We start from the raw sequence: 13265 nt of genomic DNA on the forward strand, positions 1-13265 counted from the left end.
ACTAACGCTCCTGCTGGTAGGTGGGGCCACTGTTGTGGCTACCGGTCGAGGTGTTGCCCGCCTGGCGTCCCTGCTGGATGCCGCGGCGGAGGTTGGTGAGACGACCGCGTACGTCGTCGGGCGCGCGGGAGACCTGCGGGCCGGTCGGCTGGTTCTGGGCTTGCGCTTCCGCGGCGCCCTCGACCAGGTTCGCCCGCGGCACGCGCTTGGGCAGACCCGAGGAGGTGGTGCCGCCGGCGGCGGGCTCCCGGACCTGCTCGGCCTTGCGCCAGCGCTCGTCGTTGGGGGAGTTGGCCCAGGTCTCCTGCGTGCCGCGGACGGCCTGCGGGTTCCGGGGGGTCTGCGCGCTCCGCGGGGCCTGCGGGGCCTGGCCGGCCTGCGGGTCCTGGAGCGACTGGCGCGGCTCGCGCCGCGGCAGCCGCTGCGGGCGGCCGGCCGGCTGCCGCGGCGCGGCCTGCTCCTCGCCGGCCTCACCGCGGAACCAGTTCGACTCCAGCTCCTCGAAGAGCGGCGTGCGGCCGTCGCCGGGGCCCGCGGGCGGCAGCGGGGCCGACTCCGGACGGGACTCCGGCGCCGCGGCGCTACCGAGCTGGGGGAACTGACCCGTCGAGCCGCTCGGCAGCGCGAACTGGCCAGTGCTGCCGGGGCCGGTGGCGTCGCCGGTCCGCGGGGTGGGCTGACCGCCCTGCGGGGCGCGGTCGTTCCGGTTCTGAACCGGCCAGTCGTCGGCCGGGGCCGCGGGCCGCTCGAACTGACCCGTGGAGCTGTTCTGCGGCTCGCGGGCCGCCGGGACGGCGGGGAACTGCGCGGTGTCACCGGCGCCGGCCTGCGGGGTGCGGCCCGACGGCGCGGGGAACTGCCCGGTGTTCTCGATGTCCTCGTGGCCGCGCGGGGTGTCCTGCGCGGCGCGCGAGGCGTCGTCGGAGGGCATCGGCCAGTCGTCGGCCGGGGCCGCGGGCGCCGCCGGAGGCTGCTGCCCGCCGGCGTTGCGGCCGTTGTCGCCCCAGCTCGGCGCGGGGCGGCCCGGCAGCTCGGCCGCCGGGCCGCTGCCGCGGCGCCGGGGCATCTGCGGGCGGCGCACACCCTCGGAGGGCGGCGGCACGGAGGCCGGGCCGCCGTTGCCACGGGTCGGCAGCGCGGGGCGGCCGTCGCCTGCGGCGCCCTTGCGGTCACCGCCGCCGCGCGGCGCGGCGTCGAAGAGGCTGCCGCCGGACGGCGCACCGGCACCCGGACCGGCGGGGCCGCCGGGCGCGGGCGTGGGACGCGTCGGCAGACCGCTCTCCGTCATGCCGCCGGAGCGGGCCGGCAGCGCGGGGCGCGGGCCGCTGCCCGGCACCTGGCGGCGCGGGGCGGACCCCATGGCGCCGGGGGCACCGGCGCCGCCCGCGTTCTGGGGCTTGCCGCCGAGGCCGCCGGGACCGCCGGGGCCGGCGAGACCGGCCGGCGGGGCGGAGGCGGGCATGGCACCGGCCGCGGGGCCGGGGGCACCGGGCATCGGCCGCTTGCCGCCCTGGGCGACGTCGACCGGCAGCATGACGAGCGCGGTCGTACCGCCGGAGTCGGACGGGCGGAGCTGGATGCGGATGCCGTGGCGCAGGGACAGGCGGCCGACCACGAACAGACCCATGCGGCGGGAGACCGACACGTCCACGGTGGGCGGGCTGGCGAGCCGCTCGTTGATCGCGGCCAGGTCCTCCTGGGAGAGGCCGATGCCGGTGTCGTGGATCTCGACCAGCACCCGGCCGTCGGGCAGCGCGTGACCGGTGACCTTGACCTTGGTCTGCGGCGAGGAGAACGAGGTCGCGTTCTCCAGCAGCTCGGCGAGGAGGTGCACGAGGTCGTTGACCACGCGGCCGGCGACCTCGGTCGGCGGCACACCGGACAGCTCGATGCGCTCGTACTGCTCCACCTCGGACGCGGCGGCCCGCAGCACGTCGACGAGCGGCACGGGCCGGGTCCACCGGCGGCCGGGCTCCTCACCCGCGAGGACGAGGAGGTTCTCACCGTTACGGCGCATACGGGTCGCGAGGTGGTCGAGCTTGAAGAGCGAGGACAGCTGGTCCGGGTCGGCCTCGCGGCTCTCCAGCTCGGAGATGAGCGAGAGCTGACGCTGGATGAGGCCCTGGCTGCGGCGCGAGAGGTTGGTGAACATCGCGTTGACGTTGCCTCGCAGCAACGCCTGCTCGGCGGCCAGACGGACGGCCTCGCGGTGCACGTCGTCGAAGGCCGCGGCCACCTTGCCGATCTCGTCCGTGCTGTGCACGCCGACGGACTCCACGGACGTGTCGACGTCCTGCGGGTCGGTCTCGGACAGCTGCTTGACGAGCTCGGGCAGACGCTCCTGGGCGACGCGCTGGGCGGTGTCCTGCAGGCGGCGCAGCGAGCGCACCATGGAGCGGGCCACGACGAAGGCGCCGACGAGGGAGATGCCGAGCACGAGGATGATCAGGACACCGTTGAGGATGGCTTCCTGCTGGGCCTCGTCACGCAGCTCGCGCGCCTTCTGGTCCATCTCCGTGAGCAGCGTCTGCTCGATCTTGGCCATCTCGGAGATCTTCACGGTGGACTGGTCGGACCAGTCGCGCCAGGACAGCGCGTCGCTCTCGATCGCGCCCTTGCGCTTGAGCACCCGGTCGGCGAAGGTGTCCGCCGCCTTGATGTCGTGCACGCCGCCGTTGAGCGAGAGCATGAGCTCGCGGTCGTCGGCGCGGATGGAGGTGAAGCGGCGCAGGGCTTCCTTGCCGGCTTCCTGCGCCTCCAGGCCGTACTGGCGGTCGTTCTCGGAGAGCGTGGGCTTCTTGGGCGCGGCGAGCGCGGCGGTGATCACGGCGCGCTGGATGGACGCGTACTCCTTGGCCGCGGAGAACGTGGCCAGCGCACGCGTGCTGGTGATCATGTCGCTGTTGCTGGTGGCCTGCGCCATGTCCTGCGAGAGCGTCAGCAGGGCGTTGATCAGACCGTCGTAGTTGTTGACGGTCCGCGCGATGTAGTCGTCTTCGGTGTAGGCGTCCTTGCGGACAGCGTCGATCTTGACCAGCTGCCGGGAGATGTCGACCAGCGTGGTCTTCACACCGGTCATCGTCGTGTCGGACGCCTTGACGCCCGACGTGGCCTCCTGGAAGGCCTTGATGGCGCGGTCGGAGCGCTGGCGGGTCGAGACGACGGCGTCGTCGTCCGGCTTCTTGGCGGCCAGCGGACCGGCGGACTTGTCGCGCTCCTCCTGGAGAGCGTTGGCGAGCTGCGTCGCCTTGCCCGTCATCTCCGTGAGGATCTTCATGTGGTCGAGCTGGTCGATGTTCTCGAGCGACGTCTGGATACGCAGCGCACCCAGGGACGTCGCCGCGACGACGGGCAGGGCCAGCAGGGAGACCAGTCGGGTACTGATGCGCCAGTTGCGCAGGGCTATTCGTGAGCCCGGCCCGCTGGGCCCCTTCGTCTTGTTCGCCTTGGACTTGGCCTTCGGCCCCGCGGCGGGTTCGCCGCCGGTCGGCGCGTCGGCGGACGTGCCGCGGTCGGTCGCACCGCGCGGCTCCGGCTCCGCCGCAGCGCTGCCATCCCTCTTGAAACGTCCCTGCACTAGCGTCGCAACCTCTGGACCAGGCGTCCCTCCGGTGGAGCGGAGGGACGGTGTCGAGTCGTGGGGGGACCGCGGTTGCCCCCTGGCGGTCCGTGGAATTCCAGCACAGTGCCGGATCTCCAACAAGGCCGGTGCGCCCGCCCGGGACGGGCGTGACGCTCGGTGGCGGAAGTCGTCACGGGGTGTAGAAAACGGGTGCCTTTACAAGGGGTAAATGCGGACGACTTACTACGTCGGGGCTGGTGGACCCGTGGTGTCCCAGTCGCCATGATCAGGAGCGGAACGTCAGGTTCAGCCATGCAATGTCCGTTTCGTGAGGGCGAAGTGCGCGCCCGCTTTGCGGCATATTTCGCAGTGCTCGTGAGCAAACTCACAAGCAACTCATGACTTCCGGCCAGGACGGCTGGGGATAGGCGCGCCTAGCCTGTTCCTTTACACATGCCGCGAAAACGACACCGCGCATCACCACGCATCACGACCAGGCGAGGCAGCTAGTGAAGACGACGAAGACGAAGAAGGCGACGACCTCCCGTCCGTCCCGGAAGACCGCCAACCCGCGCCGCACGACGCTCGCCCACCTCGAGGACGCCGCCGCGCTGCGGACCGTCGAGGCCCGGGAGCACGCCACCGAGCTGCCGGCCGTCACCGCCAACCCGCGCCGCACCGTCCTGATGCACGCCCCCGAGGCGCAGCCCCGGGACTGACCCCTCCCGAGTGCGCACGGGCCGCGCGCGCCCCCCGCGATAGCCTGGGGTGTCAGACTCCGGCCGGATCAGAAAAGGGGCAAAAGCTTCCCGTGCGCATCGCCAGGTTCTCCCTCGACGGCAACGTCGCCTTCGGCGTCGTGGAAGGGGACGCCGCCACTCCCGGCGGCCCCGTTCTCGACATCATCAAGGGCCACCCCTTCGCCGAATTCGAGCGCTCGGGGCAGAAGATCCCGCTGAGCAAGGTGCGGCTCCTGCCCCCCGTGCTCCCCAACAAGGTCGTCGCCATCGGCCGCAACTACGCCGAGCACGCCGCGGAGCTGGGCAACGCCATCGTTGACGATCAAGGGCGCCCCGAGGCCCCCGTCGTCTTCTTCAAGCCGTCCACCTCGGTCATCGGCCCCGGCGACCCCATCGCCTACCCCTCCTTCTCCAGCGAGGTGCACCACGAGGCCGAGCTGGCCGTGGTCATCGGCCGCATGTGCCGCGAGGTCCCCCGCGAGCGCGTCAAGGACGTCATCCTCGGCTACACCTGCGCCAACGACATCACCGCGCGTGACGTCCAGCAGCGCGAGAAGCAGTGGGGCCGCGCCAAGGGCTTCGACACCTCCTGCCCCCTGGGCCCCTGGGTGGAGACCGAGCTCGACCCGGGCGACCTCGGCATCATGTGCACGGTCAACGGCGAACAGCGCCAGCTGGGCCGCACGAGCGACATGGTCCGCACGATCGAGGACCTGATCGTCCACATCACCGAGGCGATGACGCTGCTCCCCGGCGACGTCGTCCTCACCGGCACCCCGGCCGGTGTCGGACCCCTGAACGTCGGCGACGAGGTCGCCGTCACCATCGAAGGCATCGGCACTCTCACCAACAAGGTGATCAAGCGTGGCTAACGCGAACGTCCGCGTACGTTTCTGTCCCTCGCCGACCGGCAACCCCCACGTGGGTCTGGTCCGCACCGCCCTGTTCAACTGGGCGTTCGCCCGCCACCACGGCGGCACCCTCGTCTTCCGCATCGAGGACACCGACGCGGCGCGCGACTCCGAGGAGTCCTACCAGCAGCTGCTCGACTCGATGCGCTGGCTGGGCTTCGACTGGGACGAGGGCCCCGAGGTCGGCGGCCCCCACGCGCCGTACCGCCAGTCGCAGCGCATGGACATCTACCGCGATGTCGCGCAGAAGCTGCTGGACGCCGGCCACGCCTACCGCTGCTACTGCACCACCGAGGAGCTCGACGCGCGCCGCGACGCCGCCCGCGCCGTCGGCAAGCCGTCCGGCTACGACGGCACGTGCCGGGTGGTGACCCCCGAGCAGCAGGCGGCCTACGAGGCCGAGGGCCGTGCCTCGATCGTCCGCTTCCGGATGCCCGACGCCCCGATCACCTTCACCGACCTGGTCCGCGGCGAGCTGACCTTCACCCCGGAGAACGTGCCGGACTTCGGCATCGTCCGGGCCAACGGCGCGCCGCTGTACACCCTGGTCAACCCGGTCGACGACGCCCTGATGGAGATCACCCACGTCCTGCGCGGCGAGGACCTGCTCTCCTCCACCCCGCGCCAGATCGCGCTCTACGGCGCGCTCGCCGAGATCGGCGTCGGCAACGGCACCACTCCGCAGTTCGGGCACCTGCCGTACGTCATGGGCGAGGGCAACAAGAAGCTCTCCAAGCGCGACCCGCAGGCTTCCCTCAACCTCTACCGGGAGCGCGGCTTCCTCCCCGAGGGCCTGCTCAACTACCTCTCCCTGCTCGGCTGGTCCCTCTCGGCCGACCAGGACATCTTCACGATGGACGAGATGGTCGCGGCGTTCGACATCAAGGACGTCAACGCCAACCCGGCACGCTTCGACCTCAAGAAGTGCGAGTCGATCAACGGCGACCACATGCGCCGCATGGACGTGAAGGCGTTCATCGAGGCGTGCGGCCCCTGGCTGAAGGCCCCGTTCGCCCCGTGGGCCCCCGAAGCCTTCGACCAGGCGGTCTTCGAGGCCATCGCCCCGCACGCGCAGACCCGCCTGACGGTGCTCTCCGACATCACCGCCAACGTCGACTTCCTCTTCCTCGACGAGCCGGCCCACGACGAGGCGTCCTGGGCCAAGGCGATGAAGGAGGGCTCGGACGCGCTGCTGCGCACGGCGCGCGCCAAGCTGGAGGCCGCGGAGTGGAACGCCGAGGCCCTCAAGGCGGCCGTCCTGGCCGCCGGTGAGGAGCACGGCCTGAAGCTCGGCAAGGCGCAGGCGCCGGTCCGCGTCGCGGTCACGGGCCGCACCGTCGGTCTGCCTTTGTTCGAATCGCTGGAGATCCTCGGCCGCGAGCGCACGCTGGCCCGCGTCGACGCGGCCCTGGCGCGGCTCGCGGGCTGACGCCGCAGGTCACCGGGGCAGGGGCCCGCGCGCACGGCACAGGGCCGCGCGAGCGGGCCCCTGCTCTTCGCGCGCGGTTCCCGCCATGGTCCGGTGACGGCGCCGCCCGGCGCCCCGCGAGGCCGCCGGCGGGCGCCCGAGGGCTCTCGGGCCGGGAGTGCTCCGCTGCGGCGGCTTATCGGTTTTGGAGCCCCGTCCACCTTCGGGTAATGTTCTTCCTGCGCCGCCCGAGAGGGCCGAGAGGCCGGAACGGACGGAGCAAGCCCGAGCAAGACCCCTTCAAGGGGGTCGAGTTCTGGTGGGGTATGGTGTAATTGGCAGCACGAGGGTTTCTGGTTCCCTTAGTCTAGGTTCGAGTCCTGGTACCCCAGCAAGAGAAAATCGCTTCGAATTCTCTTGATAAACTGACGAAGCAAAAAGCGCAGTGCGAGCCCCCGTTGTGTAGCGGCCTAGCACGCCGCCCTCTCAAGGCGGTAGCGCCGGTTCGAATCCGGTCGGGGGTACAGATCCGTGACTCCGTCGCCATCCAGACAATTCCTGGAGGCGACGCGAATGGATCGCTAGGGCCCCCGTTGTGTAGCGGCCTAGCACGCCGCCCTCTCAAGGCGGTAGCGCCGGTTCGAATCCGGTCGGGGGTACTTGTTTCACCATGGGATATGGTGTAATTGGCAGCACGAGGGTTTCTGGTTCCCTTAGTCTAGGTTCGAGTCCTGGTATCCCAGCGCAGAGAGCATTTTCGCTCTGCAGCAATAAAGCTAGCCCCCGTTGTGTAGCGGCCTAGCACGCCGCCCTCTCAAGGCGGTAGCGCCGGTTCGAATCCGGTCGGGGGTACAGCAGAAAGAATGCCTTCCGCATAAGCGGGGGGCATTTTTTCGTGCGGACTTCCGCCCGCCCGGGCCGGGGCCGATAATCCACGCATGGCCCTTACCGACGGCGTGCGCCCCCGGGTCCACGTCGGTGATCTCCGACCGGGTGACCACGCGTGCCTGCTGTTCGCGTCGGACGAGGAACGGGCCTCGATCCTGCGGGGCTTCGTGCTCGGCGGCCTCGGCGCGCAGCACAAGATCGTCTACCTCTCCGGCGCCGACGGCCCGCGCGGCCCCCGGGCGCTGCTGGAGCAGTGCCGGCTCACCGGGGCGCCGCCGCACCCGGACGGGCAGCTGGAGGTCCTGGGCCCGGCCGACGCCGGCTTACGGCCGGGCGAGTGGGACCCCGCCCTGTTACTGAGGCGGCTGCGAGCCGTCGCCGACCGCTCCCGCCGCGAGGGCTACCGCGCGCTGCGCGTCACGGGGGATCCGCCCGCGGTGCCCGCCGACGAGCCGGGCCTGACGCGGCTGCTGCGCTACGAGTCGCTGCTGGCCGAGGAGTTCGCCCCGGGGGAGGCCCTGGCGCTCTGCCCGTACGACGTCCGACACGGCGACCCCGCCGCGCTCGCGGCCTTCGCCTCGGCCCATCCCCGGAGCGTCGAGGCGGACCCGCTCGTCCGCACGGCCGGGCTGACCGTCGTGCGCACCTACAGCCCGCCGGGGCTGCGGATCGAGGGCGTCGTCGACGCGGGCGCCCACCGCCACCTACGGGACGCCCTCCAGTCGGTCGCCTCCGTCCGGGGCGACATCAGCCTGGAGATGTCCCGGGTGGAGTTCCTGGACCTCTCGGGGCTCCGGCTGCTGATGACCTTCGCCAGGGCCAGGGCCGCCCGGCACTGCACCGTCGAGCTGACCGCGCTGCCGCCCCACCTCCTGCACGTCATCACCCTCATCGGCTGGGACCGGACCCCCGGCCTGCGCCTGGGCGCCGCGCACGCCTGCTGAGCCCGGGAGGGCCACGAGGGCCCGGCGCGGGCGTGTGCGCCGCTCTGCGGGCCCGGGAGGAGCTGGGTGCCGCCATTGCTGCGAGCTTCTGCACGGCGGGCCGCAGGACGCCCCGCAGGGGCGCGGGGGACTGCGCGACCAGCCACGGCATACCCCGCAGACGGCGCACCCGCAGACAGCGCACCCCAAGACGACGCGCCCCGCACCCCGCGGAGCGCTCACGTGAACCTGCGCGCCGACTCCTCCGCGTGCGCCAGCCGGCGCAGGCTCAGCAGCACCGGCTCGTACAGCACCGTCAGGGCCACGGCCGCCTCGATCTGGCCCTCCGGTGTGGGCTCGCGCTCCACCAGGTCGAGGTCGGCGACGGCGAGCTGTTCGGCCAGCCGCGCGTACGGCAGCAGGTGCTCGACGCCGCAGGGGTAGCCCAGGCGCACCAGCGCGGCGACGGCGGCGATCAGGGTGCGGCGGACGGGGGCGGGCTCGTCCTCGTCGCTCTCGCGGTACCAGCCGAGCCGCTCCAGCAGCGTCTCCATGGTGCGGCGCGCGGTCTCGGTCGCGGGGTCGCCGGCGTCCGGCTCCGGGCCGGCCGGCAGGGCCTGCGTCGCCGCGCCGAGCCGCATGTGGTGATCCAGCGACTCGTCTTCGGCGGCGGCGATCACCTCCCGGGCGGTGGCGACCGGCATTCTGCCGATCTGGATCAGGGCCCGCACCAGGCGCAGCCGGCGCAAGTGGTCCTCGCCGTACTCGGCCTGGGTGGCCGAGACCCTGCGGCCGGGCTGGAGCAGTTCCTCGCGCAGGTAGTACTTGATCGTGGCGGTGGACACCCCGCTGCGCTCACTCAGTTCGGCCAGTCGCATCCTCTTGCGCCCTTCTTTGGGGAGTGGCACTATCCAAGCATGGATAGCGGGGCTATCCAATGTCGTCCGGCGAGGGAGCGGGGATTTCCATGAGCGTCACACCGATAGCCGAGCGGGTCACGGCCAAGGCCGAGGGGGACGTGGTCGTCTTCCTCATCGGGATGCGGGTCAACCGGTGGCGGTCGGTGCGCCAGTGGCTGCCCGTCCTCGCCGCGATGCCGCGCATGATGCGGGAGCTCGCCCGCGAGGAGGGGAGCGGGCTGCGGGGATACCGGCCGCTCGGCGGCGGTCCGCGGAACTTCGGCGTCGTCCAGTACTGGGACTCGCGCGAAAAGCTGCTCGCCTACGCCTCGGCCCCGGACAAGGAGCACCGCCCCGCGTGGGCGGCGTTCAACCGCCGGGCGCGGGGCGGCCGGGGAGCGGTGGGCATCTGGCACGAGACGTACGTCGTCCCGGCCGGCTCCTACGAGTCCGTTTACGTCGGCATGCCCGAGTCCGGGCTGGGCGCCGCCTACGGGGTCGAGCCCGTGGCCCGGCGGGGCGAGCGGGCGGCCGACCGGCTCGCCCGCCGCGCCGTCTGATCAGCCGGTGCGGCGCAGGGCCTCGCTGAGCCGCAGGGCGGCGTCGATGACGGCCTGGGCGTGCATCCGGCCCGGGTGCCGGGTCAGGCGCTCGATGGGGCCGGAGACCGAGACGGCGGCGACCACGCGGTTGGAGGGGCCGCGCACGGGGGCGGAGACCGAGGCGACGCCCGGCTCGCGCTCGCCGATCGACTGGGCCCAGCCCCGCCGCCGCACGCCCGAGAGCGCGGTGGCGGTGAAGCGGGCGCCCTGGAGCCCGCGGTGCAGCCGCTCGGGCTCCTCCCAGGCCATCAGCACCTGGGCGGCCGAACCGGCCTTCATCGGCAGCGTGGACCCGACCGGCACGGTGTCCCGCAGTCCGGACAGCCGCTCCGCCGCGGCCACGCAGATGCGCATGTCGCCCTGCCGGCGGTAGAGCTGGGCGCTCTCGCCCGTCACGTCCCGCAGGTGCGTGAGCACCGGCCCCGCCGTGGCCAGCAGCCGGTCCTCGCCGGCCGCCGCGGCCAGCTCGCTCAGCCGCGGGCCGAGGATGAACCGGCCCTGCATGTCCCGCGCCACCATCCGGTGGTGCTCCAGCGCCACCGCCAGCCGGTGGGCCGTCGGGCGCGCGAGACCCGTCGCCGTGACCAGTCCGGCCAGTGTCGCCGGACCGGACTCCAGAGCGCTCAGTACCAGAGCCGCCTTGTCGAGAACGCCCACACCACTAGAGGCGCCACCAGAGTTGTCCATGCAACGATACTCCCGTCTCACACTGTGAAACGCAAGTTCAATTTTCCGGGAGACGCGCCAACCTGGAGCCACAGCACCTCATTGGCACAACGACTTGGTCCGGCGACGACGCCGGCCGGAGGGACAGCGATGGGACGGACACTCGCGGAGAAGGTCTGGGACGACCACGTCGTCACGCGCGCCGAAGGTGAGCCCGACCTCCTCTTCATCGATCTGCACCTGCTCCACGAGGTCACCAGCCCGCAGGCGTTCGACGGCCTGCGCAAGGCCGGGCGCCCGGTCCGGCGCCTGGACCTGACCATCGCCACCGAGGACCACAACACCCCCACCCTCGACATCGACAAGCCGATCGCGGACCCCGTCTCCCGCACCCAGTTGGAGACGCTGCGCCGCAACTGCGCCGAATTCGGCGTGCGGCTGCACCCCCTGGGCGACGTCGAGCAGGGCGTCGTCCACGTGGTGGGACCCCAGCTGGGCCTGACCCAGCCCGGCACCACCGTCGTCTGCGGCGACAGCCACACCTCCACCCACGGCGCCTTCGGCGCGCTGGCGTTCGGCATCGGCACCAGCCAGGTCGAGCACGTGCTCGCGACGCAGACCCTGCCGCTGGCCCCGTTCAGGACCATGGCCGTCACCGTCGAGGGCGAACTGCCCGAGGGCGTCACCGCCAAGGACCTGATCCTCGCGGTCATCGCCAGGATCGGCACCGGCGGCGGCCAGGGCTACGTCATCGAGTACCGCGGCCCGGCCATCGAGAAGCTCTCGATGGAGGCGCGGATGACCGTCTGCAACATGTCCATCGAGGCGGGCGCCCGGGCCGGCATGATCGCCCCCGACGAGACCACCTTCGCCTACCTCAAGGGACGCGCCCACGCACCCGAGGGCGCGGACTGGGACGCCGCCGTCGCCTACTGGCGCACCCTGCGCACCGACGACGACGCCGTCTTCGACCACGAGGTGGTCATCGATGCCACCGAGCTCTCCCCGTTCGTCACCTGGGGCACCAATCCGGGCCAGGGCGCGCCCCTGTCGGCGACGGTTCCCGACCCCGCCTCCTACCCCGACCCCTCGGACCGCTCGGCGGCCGAACGGGCCCTGGAATACATGGGACTGACGGCAGGTCAGCAACTGCGGGACATCCGGGTCGACACCGTCTTCGTGGGCTCGTGCACCAACGGCCGGATCGAGGACCTGCGCTCGGTCGCCGCCGTCCTCAAGGGCCGCCGGATCGCCGACAACGTCCGGATGCTGGTCGTCCCCGGCTCGGTACGGGTGGGCCTCCAGGCCGTCCAGGAGGGGCTGGACAAGGTGTTCACCGAGGCCGGCGCCGAATGGCGGCACGCCGGCTGTTCGATGTGCCTGGGCATGAACCCCGACCAACTCGCGCCCGGCGAGAGGTCCGCCTCGACCTCCAACCGCAACTTCGAGGGCAGGCAGGGCAAGGGCGGCCGCACCCACCTGGTCTCCCCGCAGGTCGCCGCCGCGACCGCCGTACTGGGCCATCTGGCCTCCCCGCCGGACCTGCCCGGACCGGCCGGCGCGCCCGACGCACGCACTCCCCTGGGGGTCTGAGAACACCATGGAAGCTTTCACCACCCACACCGGCCGGGCCGTACCGCTGCGCCGCGGCAATGTCGACACCGACCAGATCATCCCCGCGCACTGGCTGAAGAAGGTCACCCGCGACGGCTTTGAGGACGGGCTCTTCGAGGCGTGGCGCAAGGACCCGGAGTTCGTGCTGAACCGCCCGGAGCGCCGCGGCGCCTCCGTCCTGGTCGCCGGACCCGACTTCGGCACGGGCTCCTCCCGGGAGCACGCCGTCTGGGCGCTGCAGAATTACGGGTTCAAAGCCGTGGTTTCCGCCCGCTTCGCCGACATCTTCCGGGGCAACTCGCTCAAGAACGGACTGCTGACGGTCGTCCTGCCGCAGTCGACCGTCGAGGCGCTCTGGGAGCTGACCGAGGCCGACCCCGCCGCCGAGGTGACCGTCGACCTCGTGGGGCGCCAGGTGCGGGCCGAGGGCATCACGGCTGATTTCGCCCTTGACGAGAACGCCCGGTGGCGGCTCCTGGAGGGGCTCGACGACATCGGTCTGACCCTGCGGAACGAGCCGGCCATCACCGCCTACGAGGCCCGAAGGCCCTCTTTCAAGCCCTCGACAGCCCGGATCTGACACGAATTTTGAGCCCGTTCAGCCCCTCCGCCGGAACCGGACGGGGACCCGGATTTTCGCTGCTCACCCGGGGTTTGACATGATGCGCCCCCTGTCTTCGGACAGGGGGCGCATCGTTCTGTTGAGGCCCTGTGAAGCGACAACTCGCCTCAGATGGCACAATCGGTGCATGGAACGCGGCAGCCAACTCGAGCTTTACCGGCTCGTCGCGGACCAGCTCAAGGAAGCGCACACAAGGGTGCGCACACTGCAAGTCCCGGAGGGCGTACGGATGGCGCTGTCCCGGAAGCTGTTGGCCATCACGGCCGCGGCGAAGCACGATCTCTCAGGCGCGGCAAGGCGTCTGGACCGGCTGATGAACGACCTCGACGAGGGCCGTTTCCCCGAAGAGCCCGACCGTGACGGAACTCCGTGATGGTCGAGTTCGTTGCGGCACAAGGGTGATTAGACCGTTTCGTGTTTGATTTGCGGT

11 protein-coding genes and 5 tRNA genes are annotated in these 13265 nt (G+C 71.8%); 13 read left to right on the top strand and 3 right to left on the bottom strand.

The window, feature by feature from the left end; translation table 11 throughout:
• Position 1 precedes the first annotated feature (1 nt).
• Positions 2 to 3577 (bottom strand): nitrate- and nitrite sensing domain-containing protein, encoded by a 3576-nt coding sequence (locus tag ABZ951_RS09015; RefSeq protein WP_361279516.1) that lies wholly within the window; start codon positions 3575 to 3577, stop codon positions 2 to 4.
• Positions 3578 to 4071: 494 nt separating this feature from the next.
• Here ABZ951_RS09015 and ABZ951_RS09020 point away from each other — a divergent pair, with 494 nt between their 5' ends.
• The 9 genes from ABZ951_RS09020 to ABZ951_RS09060 all read left to right on the top strand — a co-directional run bounded on the left by ABZ951_RS09020 (position 4072) and on the right by ABZ951_RS09060 (position 8453).
• Entirely contained in the window at positions 4072 to 4281 is a 210-nt protein-coding gene (locus tag ABZ951_RS09020) for a hypothetical protein (RefSeq protein ID WP_344097614.1), read from the top strand.
• Positions 4282 to 4373: 92 nt separating this feature from the next.
• Positions 4374 to 5174 (top strand): fumarylacetoacetate hydrolase family protein, encoded by an 801-nt coding sequence (locus tag ABZ951_RS09025; protein WP_344097616.1) that lies wholly within the window; start codon positions 4374 to 4376, stop codon positions 5172 to 5174.
• Positions 5167 to 6642 (top strand): glutamate--tRNA ligase, encoded by a 1476-nt coding sequence (gltX, locus tag ABZ951_RS09030; protein ID WP_344097618.1) that lies wholly within the window; start codon positions 5167 to 5169, stop codon positions 6640 to 6642. The genes ABZ951_RS09025 and gltX overlap by 8 nt, the downstream gene beginning before the upstream one ends.
• Positions 6643 to 6941: 299 nt before the next feature.
• A tRNA-Gln gene (locus tag ABZ951_RS09035) sits at positions 6942 to 7013 on the top strand.
• A gap of 59 nt (positions 7014 to 7072) precedes the next feature.
• Positions 7073 to 7145 (top strand) — tRNA-Glu (locus ABZ951_RS09040).
• Positions 7146 to 7207: 62 nt separating this feature from the next.
• Positions 7208 to 7280: transfer RNA gene (locus tag ABZ951_RS09045), tRNA-Glu, on the top strand.
• 12 nt (positions 7281 to 7292) lie between these two features.
• Positions 7293 to 7364 (top strand) — tRNA-Gln (locus tag ABZ951_RS09050).
• A gap of 36 nt (positions 7365 to 7400) precedes the next feature.
• Positions 7401 to 7473: transfer RNA gene (locus ABZ951_RS09055), tRNA-Glu, on the top strand.
• Between the two features lie 86 nt (positions 7474 to 7559).
• Positions 7560 to 8453 (top strand): MEDS domain-containing protein, encoded by an 894-nt coding sequence (locus ABZ951_RS09060; protein WP_344097620.1) that lies wholly within the window; start codon positions 7560 to 7562, stop codon positions 8451 to 8453.
• 218 nt (positions 8454 to 8671) lie between these two features.
• Here ABZ951_RS09060 and ABZ951_RS09065 read toward each other — a convergent pair whose 3' ends face one another.
• A complete protein-coding gene (locus ABZ951_RS09065) occupies positions 8672 to 9310 on the bottom strand; it encodes a MerR family transcriptional regulator (RefSeq protein WP_344097622.1) in 639 nt (212 codons plus the stop codon).
• An 89-nt stretch (positions 9311 to 9399) separates the two neighbouring features.
• On the opposite strand from ABZ951_RS09065, the gene ABZ951_RS09070 reads away from it, so the two are divergent.
• Positions 9400 to 9891: a DUF4188 domain-containing protein gene (locus ABZ951_RS09070; RefSeq protein WP_344097625.1), complete on the top strand. Its 492-nt coding sequence runs from the start codon at positions 9400 to 9402 to the stop codon at positions 9889 to 9891.
• Here the strand turns inward: ABZ951_RS09070 and ndgR are convergent, their stop codons facing one another.
• The gene (gene ndgR, locus ABZ951_RS09075) at positions 9892 to 10620 is read right to left on the bottom strand and encodes an IclR family transcriptional regulator NdgR (RefSeq protein ID WP_344097627.1); all 729 of its coding nucleotides are present in this window, start codon (positions 10618 to 10620) and stop codon (positions 9892 to 9894) included. It abuts the gene before it with no gap.
• A gap of 129 nt (positions 10621 to 10749) precedes the next feature.
• Here ndgR and leuC point away from each other — a divergent pair, with 129 nt between their 5' ends.
• From leuC to ABZ951_RS09090, 3 genes are all read left to right on the top strand, one after another.
• A complete protein-coding gene (gene leuC, locus ABZ951_RS09080) occupies positions 10750 to 12192 on the top strand; it encodes a 3-isopropylmalate dehydratase large subunit (RefSeq protein WP_344097629.1) in 1443 nt (480 codons plus the stop codon).
• Between the two features lie 7 nt (positions 12193 to 12199).
• Complete coding sequence (gene leuD, locus ABZ951_RS09085) at positions 12200 to 12793, top strand: 3-isopropylmalate dehydratase small subunit (RefSeq protein WP_344097631.1); 594 nt, start codon at positions 12200 to 12202, stop codon at positions 12791 to 12793.
• 169 nt (positions 12794 to 12962) lie between these two features.
• Positions 12963 to 13208 carry a hypothetical protein gene (locus tag ABZ951_RS09090; RefSeq protein ID WP_344097633.1) on the top strand — a complete coding sequence of 82 codons (246 nt, stop codon included), beginning with the start codon at positions 12963 to 12965 and terminating at the stop codon, positions 13206 to 13208.
• Positions 13209 to 13265: the final 57 nt, after the last annotated feature.

This window comes from Streptomyces sp. NPDC046215 (assembly GCF_040646215.1).
Taxonomy (GTDB): Bacteria; Actinomycetota; Actinomycetes; order Streptomycetales; family Streptomycetaceae; genus Streptomyces; species Streptomyces stramineus.